This window comes from Bacillus thermozeamaize (assembly GCA_002159075.1).
GTDB classification, from domain to species: Bacteria; Bacillota; Bacilli; order ZCTH02-B2; family ZCTH02-B2; genus Bacillus_BB; species Bacillus_BB thermozeamaize.
The window spans coordinates 1-17,217 of record LZRT01000097.1; the positions used below are offsets into that span (position 1 = coordinate 1).

At 52.6% G+C, this 17,217-nt stretch carries 16 protein-coding genes, 1 rRNA gene and 1 other annotated feature; of the genes, 15 read left to right on the forward strand and 2 right to left on the reverse strand.

From position 1 onward, the window contains the following. Positions 1 to 117, forward strand: a 5S ribosomal RNA gene (gene rrf, locus BAA01_06255). An 85-nt stretch (positions 118 to 202) separates the two neighbouring features. Here the strand turns inward: rrf and BAA01_06260 are convergent. Continuing rightward, positions 203 to 1,399 carry a peptidase M14 gene (locus BAA01_06260; protein OUM85782.1) on the reverse strand — a complete coding sequence of 399 codons (1,197 nt, stop codon included), beginning with the start codon at positions 1,397 to 1,399 and terminating at the stop codon, positions 203 to 205. Between the two features lie 347 nt (positions 1,400 to 1,746). Here BAA01_06260 and BAA01_06265 point away from each other — a divergent pair, with 347 nt between their 5' ends. From BAA01_06265 to BAA01_06305, 9 genes are all read left to right on the forward strand, one after another. Continuing rightward, positions 1,747 to 3,351: a malate synthase A gene (locus tag BAA01_06265; GenBank protein ID OUM85737.1), complete on the forward strand. Its 1,605-nt coding sequence runs from the start codon at positions 1,747 to 1,749 to the stop codon at positions 3,349 to 3,351. A 24-nt stretch (positions 3,352 to 3,375) separates the two neighbouring features. Then, positions 3,376 to 4,659, forward strand: coding sequence for an isocitrate lyase (locus tag BAA01_06270; GenBank protein ID OUM85738.1), 1,284 nt, complete (start codon positions 3,376 to 3,378; stop codon positions 4,657 to 4,659). Between the two features lie 248 nt (positions 4,660 to 4,907). Beyond that, positions 4,908 to 5,013: a binding site (cyclic di-GMP riboswitch class I), on the forward strand. A gap of 96 nt (positions 5,014 to 5,109) precedes the next feature. Further along, a complete protein-coding gene (locus BAA01_06275; protein OUM85739.1) occupies positions 5,110 to 5,880 on the forward strand; it encodes a hypothetical protein in 771 nt (256 codons plus the stop codon). 150 nt (positions 5,881 to 6,030) lie between these two features. Then, entirely contained in the window at positions 6,031 to 7,065 is a 1,035-nt protein-coding gene (locus BAA01_06280) for a cytochrome c oxidase subunit II (protein OUM85740.1), read from the forward strand. A gap of 101 nt (positions 7,066 to 7,166) precedes the next feature. Further along, positions 7,167 to 8,981 (forward strand): cytochrome c oxidase subunit I, encoded by a 1,815-nt coding sequence (locus BAA01_06285; GenBank protein ID OUM85783.1) that lies wholly within the window; start codon positions 7,167 to 7,169, stop codon positions 8,979 to 8,981. Positions 8,982 to 9,010: 29 nt separating this feature from the next. After that, on the forward strand, positions 9,011 to 9,619 hold the full coding sequence (locus BAA01_06290; GenBank protein OUM85784.1) for a cytochrome B oxidoreductase: 609 nt from the start codon (positions 9,011 to 9,013) through the stop codon (positions 9,617 to 9,619). 47 nt (positions 9,620 to 9,666) lie between these two features. Continuing rightward, positions 9,667 to 9,969 (forward strand): hypothetical protein, encoded by a 303-nt coding sequence (locus tag BAA01_06295; GenBank protein ID OUM85741.1) that lies wholly within the window; start codon positions 9,667 to 9,669, stop codon positions 9,967 to 9,969. Further along, positions 9,960 to 10,913 (forward strand): hypothetical protein, encoded by a 954-nt coding sequence (locus BAA01_06300; GenBank protein ID OUM85742.1) that lies wholly within the window; start codon positions 9,960 to 9,962, stop codon positions 10,911 to 10,913. Before BAA01_06295 ends, BAA01_06300 begins: the two co-directional genes overlap by 10 nt. Positions 10,914 to 11,023: 110 nt before the next feature. After that, the gene (locus BAA01_06305; GenBank protein OUM85743.1) at positions 11,024 to 12,709 is read left to right on the forward strand and encodes a hypothetical protein; all 1,686 of its coding nucleotides are present in this window, start codon (positions 11,024 to 11,026) and stop codon (positions 12,707 to 12,709) included. Here the strand turns inward: BAA01_06305 and BAA01_06310 are convergent. Further along, a complete protein-coding gene (locus BAA01_06310; protein ID OUM85744.1) occupies positions 12,668 to 13,132 on the reverse strand; it encodes a hypothetical protein in 465 nt (154 codons plus the stop codon). The two genes, BAA01_06305 and BAA01_06310, sit on opposite strands and share 42 nt — an antisense overlap. A gap of 60 nt (positions 13,133 to 13,192) precedes the next feature. On the opposite strand from BAA01_06310, the gene BAA01_06315 reads away from it, so the two are divergent. The 5 genes from BAA01_06315 to BAA01_06335 all read left to right on the forward strand — a co-directional run bounded on the left by BAA01_06315 (position 13,193) and on the right by BAA01_06335 (position 17,127). Continuing rightward, a complete protein-coding gene (locus BAA01_06315) occupies positions 13,193 to 13,669 on the forward strand; it encodes a hypothetical protein (GenBank protein ID OUM85745.1) in 477 nt (158 codons plus the stop codon). Between the two features lie 133 nt (positions 13,670 to 13,802). Next, a complete protein-coding gene (locus BAA01_06320) occupies positions 13,803 to 13,991 on the forward strand; it encodes a preprotein translocase subunit TatA (GenBank protein OUM85785.1) in 189 nt (62 codons plus the stop codon). 77 nt (positions 13,992 to 14,068) lie between these two features. Next, on the forward strand, positions 14,069 to 14,854 hold the full coding sequence (locus BAA01_06325; protein ID OUM85746.1) for a twin arginine-targeting protein translocase TatC: 786 nt from the start codon (positions 14,069 to 14,071) through the stop codon (positions 14,852 to 14,854). Positions 14,855 to 15,122: 268 nt separating this feature from the next. Then, entirely contained in the window at positions 15,123 to 15,404 is a 282-nt protein-coding gene (locus tag BAA01_06330) for a co-chaperone GroES (protein ID OUM85747.1), read from the forward strand. Between the two features lie 106 nt (positions 15,405 to 15,510). After that, positions 15,511 to 17,127: a chaperonin GroL gene (locus BAA01_06335; GenBank protein ID OUM85748.1), complete on the forward strand. Its 1,617-nt coding sequence runs from the start codon at positions 15,511 to 15,513 to the stop codon at positions 17,125 to 17,127. Positions 17,128 to 17,217 lie beyond the last annotated feature (90 nt).

Sequence of the window (17,217 nt, forward strand, 5' to 3'; positions counted from 1 at the left end):
TCTGGTGACGATAGCGGAGGGGACACACCGGTTCCCATCCCGAACACCGAAGTTAAGCCCTCCAGCGCCGATGGTACTTGGGGCGGGAGCCCCTGGGAGAGTAGGACGTTGCCAGGCAGCCGGTCAATATCCCGTACAAAAAGCCCATGGACGATACAGGTCCATGGGCTTTTTATTTTGGTTACAGCGTCACTTTTTCGGTTCATACCACCAGGCCAACCAGCAAGATGCCGATCACCCGGCTCCAGATGTCCCAGAACTGATCGATGGGCAAGGGATTGACTCCCCTGCCCAGTTCGATCGTAAACCCGGGGCGGCGCCATTCCTGAATAAACCAGTCCTTGTATCCTGCATCACTTTCAATCGTGCGTATTGGCTGATACCCGCTAACATCGGCGAAATACCGCGCGATGGTTTGTGATTCAGCCGGCTCCAGGTTATTGTATCCCCAATAAATGACCTCGCCTTGCGTATGAAACGCGATGACCAGGCGGAAATCGTGCATTCTGGTGAAGTTGGCCATGGCGATGGCCTCGGGTTCGGAGAGCGGGGCTGGACCAGGATAATCGCGGGGAGCCGGTTCGCGAACGCCCCGCCGTGCCACTTCCCGTTCCCAACCTGCCGGAAACTGATCATTCAAATCCACGCCACGGATGTTTGCTTTCCAGAAACGGAAATCTCTTGAACCGCCGTTTATCGCGAGCACCTGCTCGAAAAACGGGTTATCTGGCGTGATCCCTTCCTGTACCAATTCCACGCCGTCCGGGTTCACCATGGGAACAATCCAGAGCGAGTTTTGGGCAAACAAGGTCGGAATGTGGAACGTTCCGATGTTTCTGCCTTCCTGGAACGCGCGGGCATAAGCCTCGATGAACCTCATGAGGATGACCGTGGTGATCCATTCATTGGCGTGAAAAGATCCATTATAGTGGATCTCTTTTGGCCCCGTACCCAGTCGTATTGCCGGGATGGACCGGCCCAGCACGGAGGAGCCGATGGTTTGAACGGAAAGGAAGGGAAACTGTTGGAGCAGGACTTCAAGATCGGCCATCATTTCGTCGTAACCGTAATCTTCCCGGGGGATCACGATGTGACGAGGAGGGGCGTCCGGTATGTTAATCACCTGGCCGGCCTGAAGGTTTTCCGGTTCGATTCCGGGGTTGGCCTGCAGCAATTCATCCACGGTGACTCCGAAGGCGCGGCCAATTTTGTAGAGGGTATCTCCTGGCTGGATGACGTACTGCCTTAAACCACGGGCCGGAATATAGATGACTTGTCCCGGCAAGATGAAGGCGGGATCCTCGATCTGCGGGTTCACGGACAAGATGGCTGTGACACTGGTTCGATGACGTTGGGCGATCCGGTACAGTGTGTCACCGGGTTGGACGACATAACGTATCGTCCGGGCGGGCTGCTGGGAATCCGGCTGTGGGGAATCTGGCTGTTGGCGTGAATCGGGCATCTCATGCACCTCCCGTAACCCTCTTTAAGCGAAGCGGCAATTTTATCATATTCTCGGCGCTGGGCGTGTGTGCCTCAGAAAACAAATATTCTATTATTCAGACATGATCTTTTCACCATCAGATCTATTGACAGGAAAATCAAGTATGTTATAATACAATACAGAAACTGTACTATAATAGACTGTTATATAATAGTTCAAAGGGGGGGACCTTGCCTCACGCCGTTTTTCCCCTGTGCCATCTCGGTGTGCCCATCATGATATAGAAAGGATGATCCCGTTTCATGAGCAGCCAGATTGGTACTTATCCACCAGGTGTCGAAGTGACGGCTCCCGTCAGCGCCGAATTTGCAGAAATTCTCACCCCTGAGGCGCTTGGCTTTTTGGCGGAACTGCATCGCAAATTTGACGCCACTCGGATAGCGCTGCTGAAGAAGCGAGCGGAGCGTCAGGCAGAGCTGGATGCAGGCAAACGTCCTACCTTCTTGCCTGAGACCGAACATATCCGCCAAAGTGACTGGACCATTTCTCCCATACCGGATGATTTGCAAGATCGCCGCGTGGAGATCACGGGGCCGGTCGATCGGAAGATGATCATTAACGCGCTGAACTCTGGCGCAAAGGTGTTTATGGCCGATTTTGAAGATGCGACCGCGCCAACTTGGGAGAATGTCGTCGGCGGGCAGATCAATTTGCGCGATGCGGTCAACCGAACCATCGATTTTGTCAGCCCGGAGGGCAAAGAATACCGGTTGAACGACGAGATTGCCACACTGGTGGTACGCCCAAGAGGCTGGCATTTGCTGGAAAAACACGTTCGGGTGGACGGCCAGCCGATGTCAGGAAGCCTGTTTGATTTTGGACTTTACTTCTTCCATAACGCCAAAACGTTGATCGAAAAGGGAACAGGACCCTATTTTTATCTGCCCAAGATGGAAAGCCATCTGGAGGCCAGGTTGTGGAATGACGTGTTCCTCTATGCGCAGGAGAGGCTGGGGATTCCACGCGGGACGATCAAGGCGACCGTCCTGATCGAGACCATCTTGGCCGCTTTTGAAATGGATGAGATCATCTATGAATTGCGCGAACATATGGCAGGCCTCAACTGCGGCCGTTGGGACTACATTTTCAGCTACATCAAGAAATTCCGGAACTGGCCCGAGGTCATCCTGCCAGATCGGGCGCAAGTGACGATGACCGTTCCCTTCATGCGGGCTTATTCGCTTTTGGCGATCAAGACTTGCCACCGCAGAAACGCGCACTGCATCGGCGGCATGGCAGCCTATATTCCGGTGAAGAACGATCCGGAAGCCAACGAACGGGCCCTCAGCATGGTCCGGGCAGACAAGGAACGCGAAGCGGGCGATGGCCATGACGGAACATGGGTGGCACACCCTGGTTTGGTGCCGGTGGCCAAAGAGGTATTCGACCGCTTGATGCCGACGCCCAATCAGATACACAAAAAGCGGGAAGATGTCCAGGTCACGGCCGAAGATCTGTTGCGGGTGCCGGAAGGAACCATTACTGAGGCAGGCCTGCGGACCAACGTCAGTGTGGGTCTGCAATATATCGAGGCCTGGATCCGAGGCATCGGATGCGTCCCGATCAACAACCTGATGGAGGATGCGGCGACGGCGGAGATTTCCCGTGCTCAGGTGTGGCAATGGATTCGCCATCCCAAAGGCATCCTTGACGACGGCAGGAAAGTAACTGTCGAGCTGTTCCGCCAGATTTTGGCTGAAGAACAGGAGAAGATTCGCGAGCGGATCGGCCAGGAGCAGTATCAGGCTGGACGCTACGAGGAAGCTGCCCAATTGCTGGATCGATTGGTGACGGCGGAACAGTTTGAAGAATTTCTGACGCTGCCAGGGTATGAAATGCTTGCGTAAACATCAAACAGGAGGGAATGAATCATGATTGATCGCGAAGAAGCTCGTCAACTCCAGGAAAGTTGGGAAAAGGACCCGAGGTGGAAGGGGATTACCCGCACCTACACCGCAGAGGATGTTCTCCGCTTGCGCGGTTCGATCAAGATTGAATATACGCTGGCGCGGATGGGTGCAGAACGTCTGTGGAAGTTGCTGCACGAGGAGCCGTATATCAACGCGCTGGGCGCCCTGACAGGCAACCAGGCGGTGCAGCAGGTCAAAGCGGGACTGAAGGCCATTTACCTCAGCGGCTGGCAAGTGGCGGCTGATGCGAACCTGGCCGGACAGATGTATCCTGACCAAAGCCTATATCCCGCCAACAGCGTGCCGCACGTGGTCAAACGAATCAACCAGGCACTGCAGCGGGCGGATCAAATTCATCACGCCGAGGGGAACCATGACATTTACTGGTTTGCGCCGATCGTGGCCGATGCAGAAGCCGGTTTCGGCGGTCCCCTGAACGTGTTCGAGCTGATGAAAGCGATGATTGAAGCGGGTGCTGCCGGTGTCCACTTCGAGGATCAGCTTTCTTCCGAAAAGAAATGCGGGCATATGGGCGGCAAGGTCCTGATTCCGACCCAACAGGCGATTCGCAACCTGATTGCGGCCCGTTTGGCTGCCGACGTGATGGGAGTTCCGACCATCCTGATTGCGCGGACGGATGCCAACGGAGCTCAGTTGCTCACCAGTGACATCGATCCTCGCGACCAGGAGTTCATCATTCCGGGCGAACGCACACCGGAAGGATTTTATCGCGTCCGCGCCGGACTGGATCAGGCGATTGCCAGAGGTCTGGCCTATGCTCCCTATGCCGATCTGATCTGGTGCGAGACCTCAGAGCCCGATCTGGATGAAGCAAAGCGTTTTGCAGAAGCGATTCACAAGGAATTCCCCGGCAAGATGCTGGCGTACAATTGCTCGCCTTCCTTCAACTGGAAGCGGAAGCTGGACGATGCGACCATTGCCAAATTCCAGCGTGAACTGGGAGCAATGGGCTATAAGTTCCAGTTCATCACGCTTGCCGGTTTCCACGCCCTCAACTACAGCATGTTTGAATTGGCGCGCGGATACAAGGAGCGGGGCATGGCAGCCTACGCCGAACTTCAGCAAGCAGAATTTGCAGCCGAGGTTCACGGATATACGGCCACCAGGCATCAACGCGAAGTGGGTGCCGGTTACTTTGATGAAGTGTCCTTGGTCATTTCCGGCGGCACATCGTCGACGACAGCCATGACCGGTTCGACCGAAGAAGAGCAGTTTGTATCTTAATCCGTCCAACTCATGTTCTTCTGGTGAATGACATCTGAATCATGGCAGCTTGACGTTGCACTTCAGCTGTTGGTCTTTCGATCGTATCCTCATCAAACTCAAGGCTGTTTCCACCAGATAGAATGCAGCATCCCTAGGGCCTGCGTGAACGGGTTGCAGGTTGGGATGCTTTTTTTTTTAAACTAATGAATGTGTTCATATTGAAATAGTTGATCCTATGAAAAAAATGTAAGATAATGTAGAAAATACCTTGAAAATGGCAAACCAAGCGAAAGCTTGGGACGCAAAGCTACGGGTCTAAGGAGGACTTGTGCTCTGAAAAGGCATGTCCTCGATGATCGCCGGGCTGCCAAGGTCGACGAATCATTGCGACCACATTGGCAGTGGTCGTTTTTTATTTTTTTACAAGAAATGGGAGTGTACATGGTGATAGGGGAGTCCAGCAAGAGAATGGACAAGATGGGAGCGATGGGAACCAAAGAATCAATGTTGCAAGCACCGATCCATCAGGAAGGATTGCGCCAATGGTTGCAGGAACTCCTGGATCAGGGGGAATTTATTCACCTGTTTCAGCCGATCATGGACATTCATCGGCAGAAGCTGTTTGGATACGAGGCATTGCTGCGAGTCGATGAGAGGCATAACCTTTCCCCTCATGATTTGTTTTCCATTGCCAAGGCAATGGGCATGAGTTATGAACTGGATATGGCCTCATTGAAAGGAGCCATTCGTACCTTTGCTTCTTTTTCAGGCTACTTGTTTCTAAATGTCCTTCCCTCCACGTTATTGCATGCCGATTTCTACCGTGATTTTCAGTCTGTATTGTCTGCAGCCGGCGTGTCTGGTGAACGCATTATGCTGGAAATCACCGAAGGTGAAATGGTGGACAACTACACCAGGATGAGGGATTGCCTGGATCGTTTAAAAAGGTTAGGCGTATCCATTGCTTTGGATGATGTCGGCAGCGGATACAGTATACAGACGTTGACCGAATTGGAATCGGATCTCATCAAAATTGATCGTTTTTTGGTTGAAGATGTGGATGAATCCGACAAAAAGCAACGCATGATCAAACTGATTCGGGAACTCCTGGATGAAAGGGTGCTCATCGTTGCCGAAGGGATCGAAAAGGCCCGAGAGCTGGAAACCCTGCAAAAATTGGGCATTCAGCTAGGACAGGGGTATTTTTTGGGCAGGCCATCTCCCTTGAAAATGCCTTGAGGTTGGTAAAAAATTTGTCACAAGTTTACGTGGTGAGGAGTGCAGACTTCTCACTTTTTGTATGGTATGCTACTATTGTAGCCAAGTGTCGAAGGGGCGGAAAAAAGGTGGTGAAAGTCAGCAGGAAGGTGGCAGGAAACCGCGTACATCATGACTATACATGTAAGGGAGGAAAACCGTTTTATGAGACGTAGGGCCATTGTCTTCGCATTGCTCGGGCTCATTCTTGTTGTTTTAACCGGATGTCAACAACAGTATGAGATGTCAGTGTTCGACACCGCCGGCCCTGTTGCAAAAATGCAGAAAGATCTAATCTGGCTGGCCATTTATATTATGTCTTTTGTAGTTGCAGTGGTGACGGTCATTCTCATCTATGTGTTGATCCGTTACCGCAAAAAGCCTGGAGATGTGGAACCGCCGAAACAGATGGAAGGGAGTCTCCTGCTGGAATTCATCTGGGTGATCGTTCCTATCATCCTGCTGACCATTCTGGCCATACCCACCATCACCACCACGTTTGCGTTAGATAAGGTTCAGGCGGGCGAAAACGTGATTGACGTGAAAGTCAAGGGAGCTCAGTTCTGGTGGGAGTTTGAATATCCAGACTACGGCATTGTGACGGCGCAAGAGCTGCACATTCCGACAGGTACCAAGGTCAACCTGTACCTTGAAACGAAAGACACCTTGCACGCTTTTTGGGTCCCGCGGCTGGCCGGGAAAACCGACTTGATTTCCGGCAGAACCAACTTCATGTGGTTTGAGGCGGACAAGCCGGGGACTTATATCGGGAAATGTGCCGAATTGTGCGGGGACGGCCATGGCGTGATGGATTTCCTGGTCGTGGCAGAGGAGCCCGAGGCGTTTCAACGCTGGGTGGACAATATGAAGAATCCGAAAACGCAGCCGACAAGCCCCTTGGCAGAAGAGGGTGAAAAGATCTTTGCGCAAAGCTGCGCCAGTTGCCATGCTGTAACCGGTACCGATTTCAAGGGGACGGCCGGGCCCAACCTGACCGGATTTGGGAACCGCGAGACTGTCGCGGGTTATCTGAAGAAGACGGATGAGAACCTGAAAAAATGGATTAAAAACCCTGAGGAGGTCAAACCGGGTTCGCTGATGCCTGCTGTGCCGCTCAAAGACGAGGAGATCGAGGCATTGGTCGCATACCTGAAAGACTTGAAATAGGACGTTAGGAGGGAACTGGGTTGGCAAAAAAACTGGAAGAGATCGCGTATCCTGCATCGCCAGCTCTTGGTACCGCAAAAAGACAGGGATTTTGGGGTTGGCTGTATCAATGGCTGACCACCGTGGATCACAAACGCATTGGCCTCATTTATATGGCTATCGGAATTTTTTACTTGGGTGTCGGAGGCATCCAGGCGTTGATGATGCGCGTGCAGCTGGCATCACCAGAGAACGAAATCTTTACTGGGAATTTCTTTAACCAGCTGTTTACGATGCACGGGACCAACATGATCTTCTTTGCGGCAATGCCGTTGATTTTTGGCTTGTTCAACTATATCGTGCCGATCCAGATCGGAGCGCGCGATGTGGCGTTTCCCTTCATGAACGCGCTGAGTGTCTGGCTGACCTTCTTTGGCGCGCTGCTGCTGAACATCACCTGGTTTTTCGGCGACGCGCCGGCGGCAGGTTGGTTTGCTTATGTGCCGCTTGGCCTGAAGGAATTAAGCCCAGGCCCGGGGATGGACTTTTTTGTCCTCGGTTTGCAGATCGCCGGATTCGGTACGCTGATGGGCGCCATCAACTTTATCGTAACCATTCTGAACATGCGCGCGCCGGGGATGACCTTGATGCGGATGCCGCTGTTCACCTGGACAGCCTTGATTTCATCGGCGCTGGTCCTGTTCGGTTTTCCGCCGCTGACCGTCGGTCTGTTCCTGTACAGCTTTGAACGGATCTTTGGCGGGATCTTCTTTGATCCGGCGCTGGGCGGCAACCCGGTGCTCTGGCAGCACCTGTTCTGGATTTTTGGCCATCCGGAAGTGTACATCGTGATTCTGCCGGCCTTCGGTATTGTTTCGGAAGTGGTGGCCACGTTTTCGAATAAGCGTGTGTTCGGTTATCCGACCATGGTGATCGCGATTGTGCTGATCGGCTTTATTGGTTTTGGCGTCTGGATTCACCACATGTTTACCGTCGGCCTGGGGGCCATGGTGAACGCCATCTTTGCTGTAGCTACCATGTTGATCGGCATTCCGACCGGTATCAAGGTGTTCAACTGGTTGTTCACGATGTGGGGCGGACAGCTTCGTTTTACCACGCCGATGCTGTTTGCCGTCGGTTTTATCCCGACGTTTGTGATCGCTGGTGTGACCGGGGTGATGCTCGCGTCTGCGCCGGCTGACTACCAGTATCAGGACACTTACTTCGTGATTGCGCACTTCCATTACACGCTGTTTGGCGGGACCGTGTTCGGGGTGTTGGCGGCCATCTATTACTGGTTCCCGAAAATGTTTGGCCGCATGTTGCATGAGGGGCTTGGCAAGATCAACTTCTGGACGATGTTCATCGGGTTTCACCTGACCTTTTTCCCGATGCATTTTTCCGGCCTGTTCGGCATGCCGCGCCGGGTGTACACCTATAATGCCGGTGTGGGCCTGGAATTTTTCAACTTGTTGTCAACCATCGGGGCGTTTGTCATGGCCTTTTCGACACTGTTGTTGCTGGCCAATATCATTTACGGCTTTACGCGTGGAGAAAAGGCATCCAACGATCCTTGGGGAACCGGACGCACGTTGGAGTGGTCCGTGCCTTCGCCTGTTCCTGAATACAACTTTGCGCAGACTCCTTTGGTGCGCGGATTGGATGCCTGGTGGCTTGAGAAGATGGAAGGGAAAAACCGGATGCCGGTGGCTGAACCGCTTCGTCCCATCCATATGCCATCATCCTCCATTTTGCCGTTCATTATGGCCTTTGGGGTCTTTGTCGCTGGCTTTGCTTTGATTTTCCATCATTATTATTTGACCCTGATCGGTCTTGGAATTTTGGGCATCGCGATGGTGGTCCGGAGCATGAATGACGACGAAGGGTATCACATTCCGGTTGAGGAAATCCGGGCAGTAGAAGGTGAGGGATCATAATGGCAGCAGAACAACATGCCCCGACAGGGCTGAATGTCGGCGACCGGCTTCATTTGGGATTGGCTTCCAGGACGTTGGAAGGAAGAAACAAAATACTCGGGTTCTGGTTCTTTTTAGGCGGAGAAAGTGTCCTGTTTGCCAGTCTTTTTGCCACCTTCTTGGTGTTGCGTCACCAGACGGGAGATGGTCCGAAACCAGAAGAATTGTTCGGATATGGCCTCGTCTTTGTCCTGACCTTTTTGCTGATTACCAGCAGCTTGACGAGCATTTTTGCCGTCAACGCGATGGAACGCGGGAATGCGCGCGTCACAGCCGGATGGTTAGGTGTTACGATCGCGCTGGGCTTGGGATTTTTGCTGTTGCAGATTTACGAGTTCTATCATTATGTGCATGAAGGCCTTGGTTATACGACCAGCGCCTTTGCCTCCTCCTTTTACACCTTGGTGGGATTCCATGGCTTTCACGTGGCTTTTGGCTTGTGCTGGCTCACAGCGGTGACGGTGCAAGTGGTCCAAAACGGAGTGAATGTCGTGAACGCTCCCAAGATCTTCATTTCGACGCTGTATTGGCACTTTGTGGACGTCGTGTGGATGTTTATCTTCACCGTGGTGTACCTGATGGGGTCGCTGGGTGTTTGAACGGAACGATTTTTGCAAGCGAGAACGAGGCAAAGGGGGTTAGGGAGATGGAGACAAATCTGGATCATTCTGTGGAGACGGGTAAAAGCCGTTCGATGCGCAAGCATATCATCTCCTATGTGGTGATGATGCTGATCAGCATCGCCGCCTTTTGGATGGTGGCCAATCAGCTTTTAACCCCAGTCGCATTGACGGTGATCCTGCTTATCATGGCTTCGATCCTGGTATTGCTGCAGTTGGCTGATTTTATGCATCTGGATCAAAAGGGTCACCTGTTCCCGACCATTTTTATCGGAACGGGTATTTTCTGGGGGATCATTTTCATCCTCGTGATTCTGTTATGGCCGTAACCTTTTCGCTCGCAAACCTGTTGACGGCTCCTGATCCGCGGCTTTGGACGGATCAGAAATGGTGCGGAGGCATTCCGCTGACGCCAGAAATCATGAATGGTTCGGCCTTGTGGTCGGCCTGGAGCATTCCATGGCTGTTGGCCGTATTGGCGATTCTGGGATGGTATATTGCGGCTGCCCGGGGTGTTTTTCTGAAAAATCCCCCGGGAGATGCCGGCCGTGTTCCCAAGCGAAAAATGGTATCCTTCTTCCTGGGCATGGCTTTGTTTTACCTGGCGGTTGGAAGCCCGCTTCACATCATCGGCCATTTCTTTCTGTTTAGCATTCATATGCTGACCATGGCCGTGTTGTACTTCATTGTGCCACCGCTCATCCTGTACGGGATGACGGACCGGATGTACCGTTCCGTGCTATCCTTGGGCATCCTTCGCGGAGTTTATGCTTTCTTCAGCCGCCGTGCCTCCATTTCATTGGTGTTGTTCAACTTGCTGCTTTCTTTCTATCACTTTCCATTTATTTTTGAGTTTTTTAAGGAATACCAGATTGCGGGTTCGCTGATTCATTCGGTGTTGTTCTTTACGGCCATGATGAACTGGCTGCCGATTGTTCAAACGATCGATGAGTTTCCGAGGCTGTCCGAAGGGAAAAAGATCGTGTACCTCTTTGTCGATGGGTTGGCGCTGATGCCTGCTTGTGTTCTGATATTATTCTCAGGCGTGCCGCTGTATGAGTCTTATGCCGGCGCGCCACAATTGGTGCCATGGCTTTCAAAGTTGTCGGACCAGCAATTGGGCAGCATCTTTATGATCCTGATACAGGAAATTGTGTATATGATTGTACTGGCGATGGTGATTTACCAGTGGGCTCGGCGCGAACAGCAAGTGACACCGGAAGTGCAAAATTTGATCCTCCTAGAAAAGGCAAGTGGACGTTTGCGTAACTGAGTTCCAACATCAAGAGGCGCCGTAACAGGCGTCTTTTTCTTTAATTAAATTTAAGAAAAGGATAAAGCGCAGGTTATAAGCGATTGCGCGTAAGAGGGGTTGAAATCTGGATGCATCCAAATAATGCGCTGAAATGGTTGCAATGTTACCAAACCGTCTTTCTGAACATGGAAGAAGGGGTTATTGTCGCTGACCAGCACGGGACAATCCAGATGGTCAACCCTGGTTTCACTCGTTTAACCGGATATGCGCCAGAAGAGGTGATCGGAAAACATCAGAAGGCGCTTCAATCGGCGCTGCATGAGCCGGCTTTTGGCCAAGAGATGGAGCGTGCCTTGCAAAAAACGGGTGGCTGGAAGGGAAAGATATGGCTCCGCACGAAGGACGGGAGGCCGTTGCCCGGAAAAATACAGGCTCATGTGGTGCGCGATCAGGAAGGGCAACCGGCATTTTACGTGAGCATTTTTTCCGGTTCGTCAAACGGGCTTGCGCCGCAGCGGGAAAACGACCAGATGTTCCAATATGATCCCCTGACCGGTCTGATGAACCGGACTGCCTTCCGGCAGCTGTTGGAACGTCTGGTATACTTCCGCACACAAGATCAGATCATGGCCCTTTTGCTGCTGGACATCGATCGGTTTGAGCAAGTCAATGACGCGTGCAGTTACGAGCATGGTGATGAGGTATTGAAAGAGATTGCCAACCGGTTGGGCCAGTGCGTCGGCGGTGCAGGCCTGGTGGCGAGATTTGGTGGCGATGAATTTGCCTGTGTACTGACGAAAGTGGAAAATATGAATGAAGTAATGCGGATGGCGGAGATGATTCGCGCTTCGGTGTCCCGTCCCATTTATGTGTCTGACCGTGTTTTTCAAATGACATTAAGCATTGGCGTCAGTTTCTGTCCCATGGACGCAACCGAGGCCGAGAGCTTTATTCAGCATGCCAATATCGCCATGTACCGGGCAAAAGAAAAAGGTGACCGGGTGCAAGTGTTCAAACCGTCCATGCATGTACAAATCCGGCAGCATTTGCTTCTGGAGAATGAGTTGCGCACGGCCATCCGTCGGGAAGATTTTATCTTGCTTTACCAACCGCAGCTGGACTTGCAGGAGCACAAAATTACCGGCGTTGAGGTATTGGTTCGCTGGCATCACCCGGAAGCGGGATTTATCTCGCCTGCCCAATTTATTCCCATCGCTGAAGAGACTGGACTCATCGTGCCCCTTGGCGAATGGGTTTTGCGTCATGCGTGTCGTCAATGCCAGGAATGGGTTCAAGCAGGTTACGAGATTCAGATTGCGGTGAACTTGTCATTGCGGCAGTTATTGGAGGGAAACCTCATCGAACTCATCCAGGATGTGTTGCGGGAATCCTCCCTGCCTCCTCGGCTTTTGGAGTTGGAAGTGACAGAAAGCTTGTTCATTGAGAAACCGGAGCAGGTCATTGAAGCCATGTCACGCCTCAAAGAAATGGAGGTGCGGTTTGCACTGGATGACTACGGTACAGGATATTCGGTTCTGAGCCATCTCAAAAGATTGCCGCTGGATGTGTTGAAACTGGATCAGTCGTTTATCCGTGGGGTGACGAAAGACCGGCATGATCAGGCGATTGTCAGGTCTACCATCACCTTGGCGAGGCACCTGGGGCTGGAAGTGGTGGCCGAAGGAGTGGAAACGAGTGAACAATTGGCGCTGCTGAAAACATGGCGTTGCACGCGTGTTCAAGGATACTTGGTCAGTCAACCGTTGCCTGCTTCAAGCATTCTGGATCTTCTGCGCGGGACCATGGCTTACTGACGACGGCTTGCCGATGATCTGCAGGGGACTGAGCAGGGGAATTTTTTGCTCCTGATACGTGCAGATGGCATCGACAAAGACCGGCGGGATGCTGAGTCCGTCAGGAATGGTTTCCTCGCGCGTGCATGTGCATTCCACGATATCCTGGGTTTCATCCACAATGATTCCGTACCGGGTTTCCCCGGAATCCACCACCACCATCCGATGGTGTTCCGTAAAGGCCATCGACTCCCACCCGAACCGGACGTACAGATCAATCACCGGAATCAACTTTTCTCTCAACGGAACGACGCCCTTGATGTAAGGGGCTGACAAAGGCAAAGGAGTAATCGTGGCAAGACGCTGGATTTCCTGTACATGACGGATCGCGAGCGCAAATACTTCTTTTCCCAACCGGCATGTGAGAACCTGGATGATTTCCATTCGCTATGCACCTCCACTATGCTAAATTATACCATTAATGCGTAGACAAGGAGGGGAAAAATGGGGTTCGAAGGATGTTTTGCCTGTGATCAAGAAAACCCGAAAGGGTTGGGGATGAGGTTTAAAAGGGTCGGAGAAGGGGTGAGAGCCGAATTTTGTCCGGAGAAGTGGCATGTCGGCTGGCCGGGCATTCAACATGGCGGTCTGACCTGTACGATCATGGATGAGGCGCTGGGGTACGTTGTACATCACTTGGGTGTGGTGGCGCTGACCGGCGAGATGCACGTCTCTTTTCTTGCGCCGATCCGGGTCGGCGAACGGGTGACGGTGGAGGCGTACCCGGTGCGAAAACGCCGGCGGATCATCGACGTGGAGGCGGTCGTTCGCGGGGAAGACGGGCAAATCAAAGCCAAATGCCAGGCCAAGATGCTGGTTCTCTCGGATGCGCAAAAGGAGGAAATGGGTTTGACCGGGTTGAAGGAAAGGCCGACTGGTTCCCAGCTGGCTGAAAAATCGGCTGGAGCGGAAGGAAGCTGAATCGAAAAAATTTGTCAATCACTTGTCAAAAAGGTTTGCCTTGCAGATAACAGTGGTTGAGTGTATGATGAGGGTTAGAATTTGTGGGCATCGTCTAACATTGGAGCCCTTGGCCCGGGAGGTGACAGAAAAGGTGAATAGTATCGGCTTGTCAGGTCTGGTGCTGATCTTGATTGTGGCCTTGTTGGTTTTCGGACCTTCGAAATTGCCGGAGTTGGGCCGGGCGTTCGGCAAGACGCTGCGCGAATTTAAAAATGCGACACAAGGTCTGGTGGATGACGAAGACAGCGACATGAAAGAAAAACGCAAGGACGTAAAGTAGCGTGTCCGTTCAAATCCGTACCCATGACGTGTTTTTCATCTGATTCTTTTCGAGGCCATTGCGGGGAGACGTGAGAGATGAGGCGATTGACCCGGAGAAGGCACATTCAAGAAGAGCAAGACGCCAAGGAGATGCACTGGCTGGCGCATTATGCCGAGTTGCGGAAACGTCTCATCCGCGTGATGATTGTCTTTGTTCTGAGCTTCATTGCCGGTTTTGCCTTTTCGGAACCAATCGTTCAGTGGCTCAAAGCGGGGGCACAGGTGCAGGTTGACTGGCACGTGTTTTCGCCAGGCGATGCGCTTTGGGTCTGGCTCCAGGTGGCCTTTATCTCCAGCTTGGTGGTGGTCGTGCCCTACCTGCTCTTTGAGCTTTGGGGTTTCGTGGCGCCGGGCCTGACACCCCGGGAACGCCGCGTGACGTTGCGGTATATTCCTGCTTCTGCCGTCCTTTTCGCCGGCGGCATTTGTTTTGCGTATACGGTGCTTTTTCCGATGCTTCTCCGCTTCATGCAGTCCCTGGCGGAACGGATCGGCGCCAACGAGATGTACGGGGTGGCCCAGTATTTCCAGTTCATGTTCAACTTTATCCTGCCGTTTGGCCTGCTGTTTGAATTGCCGGTGGTCATGTTGTTCCTGACCCGGCTGGGCATATTGAATCCTCGGATTCTGTCGCGCGCAAGAAAATATGCCTATTTGGCCCTGGTGATCATTGCGACGATGATCACACCGCCGGATCTTGTGAGCGATTTAATGGTCACCATTCCGCTGTTCCTGCTGTATGAAATCAGTTTGTGGTTATCGGTGTTGACCTATCGGAAAATGCAGCGGGCTCGTTCCCTGCATGAAGCCAATGAATCGTGAATAAAGGATCCAACAACCTACAGGATGGATTGCCGACAGGGATGCCGACGTTGCATCGGCGGGACGAAAGGCCTGTAGGTTTTTTTGTCTTCCTGTGGCTGGAATATTGTGCAAGGCTGTGGACAAACTGAAAGAGGATGAAAAACAAGGGAAAAAATCATGCCAACCTCTTGCAAATGATTCCCAAATCCTCTAATATAAAGGGTGTGTTAGCACTCGTGTAAGTTGAGTGCTAATAATACAAATCTGGCTCAAGGAGGGTTTATCGATGATCAAGCCACTGGGAGATCGGGTGGTTGTGGAAGTCATTGAACAGGAAGAGACGACCGCTAGCGGAATTGTCTTACCGGATACAGCCAAAGAGAAGCCACAGGAAGGCCGGATCGTGGCAGTGGGAAAAGGCAGATATGAGAATGGTCAATTGATTCCCATGGAAGTCAAAGAAGGGGATCGTGTCATTTTTTCCAAGTATGCGGGTACGGAAGTGAAGATCGGCGATAAAGAATATCTGATCATGCGTGAAAGCGACATCCTGGCGATCAGTGAGTAAATCGGGCTACATGGAAGCGCAGGAACCAACTACTTATCCGAACTGAACGCTTGGATTGTCATGCGTTTCTCAACCACATTATCAAAACAGGGAGGGCGAAACAATCATGGCGAAACAGATTGAATTCAGCGAGAAGGCACGTGCTGCAATGTTGCGCGGCGTGGATGCCCTGGCCAACGCAGTGAAAGTCACGCTGGGACCGAAAGGGCGCAACGTCGTACTGGAAAAGAAATTTGGTTCTCCGCTGATCACCAATGACGGCGTGACGATTGCCAAGGAGATTGAACTGCAAGATCCGTATGAAAACATGGGTGCTCAGCTGGTGAAAGAGGTTGCCACCAAGACCAATGATGTGGCTGGGGACGGAACCACGACGGCAACCGTTTTGGCGCAAGCGATGATTCGCGAAGGATTGAAAAACGTCACAGCGGGCGCCAACCCGATGGTGATTCGCCGCGGAATTGAAAAAGCGGTCAATGCGGCCGTGGAGGAAATCAAGAAGATTGCCAAGCCGATTCAAGGCCGTCAATCGATTGCCCAAGTGGCTGCCATCTCTGCTTCGGATGAGACCATTGGCGAGCTGATTGCCGAAGCGATGGAAAAGGTTGGCAATGACGGCGTCATCACCGTTGAGGAGTCCAAGGGCTTCACGACCGAACTGGAAGTCGTCGAAGGAATGCAGTTTGATCGCGGATACATCTCTCCGTACATGATCACGGACACCGAAAAAATGGAGGCTGTCCTGGAAGATCCGTACATCCTGATTACCGACAAGAAACTGGGGAACATCCAAGAGATCTTGCCGGTATTGGAGCGCGTCGTACAACAAGGCAAGCCGCTTCTGATCATTGCTGAAGATGTGGAAGGGGAAGCGCTGGCCACTCTGGTCGTGAACAAGCTGCGCGGCACCTTTACAGCAGTGGCTGTCAAAGCGCCTGGATTCGGCGATCGGCGGAAGGCCATGCTGGAGGACATTGCCATCCTGACAGGCGGACAGGTCATCACCGAAGAGCTCGGCTTGGAGCTGAAGTCCACCACGATTGAACAGCTTGGACGCGCCCGTCAGGTGAAGGTGACCAAGGAAGAAACCATTATCGTCGACGGCTATGGCGACAAGGCCAAGATCAACGGCCGGATTAACCAGATCCGTCAGCAACTGGAGGAGACCACTTCCGACTTCGACCGCGAGAAGCTGCAGGAGCGTCTGGCCAAGCTGGCTGGCGGCGTGGCTGTGATCAAGGTGGGTGCGGCCACAGAAACCGAAATGAAGGAGAAGAAGCTCCGCATTGAGGACGCCCTCAACTCCACCCGCGCTGCCGTGGAAGAAGGCATTGTCGCTGGCGGCGGTACCGCACTGGTCAATGTCATCAAAGCGGTGGAAGCGGTGCAAGCCGAAGGTGACGAGTTGACCGGCGTAAGGATCGTTTTGCGCGCGCTGGAAGAGCCGGTGCGTCAGATTGCGGCCAACGCTGGATTGGAAGGCTCGGTGATCGCTGAGAAGCTGAAGAAGGAAAAACCGGGCATCGGCTTCAATGCTGCGACCGGCGAATGGGTAGACATGATTGAAGCAGGTATTGTAGACCCGGCAAAAGTGACCCGTTCGGCCCTGCAGAATGCGGCTTCCGTGGCGGCGATGTTCCTGACGACGGAAGCGATTGTGGCTGAAATTCCTGAGAAAGAGAACAACAACCAGCCGGGCATGGGCGGCATGGACATGATGTAATGACCGGCTGATGAACGGAGAAATCCTTGATGAATCAAGGATTTCTCTTTTTTTTTTTGTGTCATCCTGGCAATATATTGTTTTTGTTGC

What these genes read in the sequence shown, in the direction of transcription:
- BAA01_06305 (OUM85743.1), top strand. Translation starts at nt 11,024, where the DNA reads ATGCATCCAAATAATGCGCTGAAATGGTTGCAATGTTACCAAACCGTC.
- BAA01_06315 (OUM85745.1), top strand. Translation starts at nt 13,193, where the DNA reads ATGGGGTTCGAAGGATGTTTTGCCTGTGATCAAGAAAACCCGAAAGGG.
- BAA01_06300 (OUM85742.1), top strand. Translation starts at nt 9,960, where the DNA reads ATGGCCGTAACCTTTTCGCTCGCAAACCTGTTGACGGCTCCTGATCCG.
- BAA01_06310 (OUM85744.1), bottom strand. Translation starts at nt 13,132, where the DNA reads ATGGAAATCATCCAGGTTCTCACATGCCGGTTGGGAAAAGAAGTATTT.
- BAA01_06335 (OUM85748.1), top strand. Translation starts at nt 15,511, where the DNA reads ATGGCGAAACAGATTGAATTCAGCGAGAAGGCACGTGCTGCAATGTTG.
- BAA01_06325 (OUM85746.1), top strand. Translation starts at nt 14,069, where the DNA reads ATGAGGCGATTGACCCGGAGAAGGCACATTCAAGAAGAGCAAGACGCC.
- BAA01_06270 (OUM85738.1), top strand. Translation starts at nt 3,376, where the DNA reads ATGATTGATCGCGAAGAAGCTCGTCAACTCCAGGAAAGTTGGGAAAAG.
- BAA01_06295 (OUM85741.1), top strand. Translation starts at nt 9,667, where the DNA reads ATGGAGACAAATCTGGATCATTCTGTGGAGACGGGTAAAAGCCGTTCG.
- BAA01_06330 (OUM85747.1), top strand. Translation starts at nt 15,123, where the DNA reads ATGATCAAGCCACTGGGAGATCGGGTGGTTGTGGAAGTCATTGAACAG.
- BAA01_06280 (OUM85740.1), top strand. Translation starts at nt 6,031, where the DNA reads ATGACTATACATGTAAGGGAGGAAAACCGTTTTATGAGACGTAGGGCC.
- BAA01_06275 (OUM85739.1), top strand. Translation starts at nt 5,110, where the DNA reads ATGGACAAGATGGGAGCGATGGGAACCAAAGAATCAATGTTGCAAGCA.
- BAA01_06265 (OUM85737.1), top strand. Translation starts at nt 1,747, where the DNA reads ATGAGCAGCCAGATTGGTACTTATCCACCAGGTGTCGAAGTGACGGCT.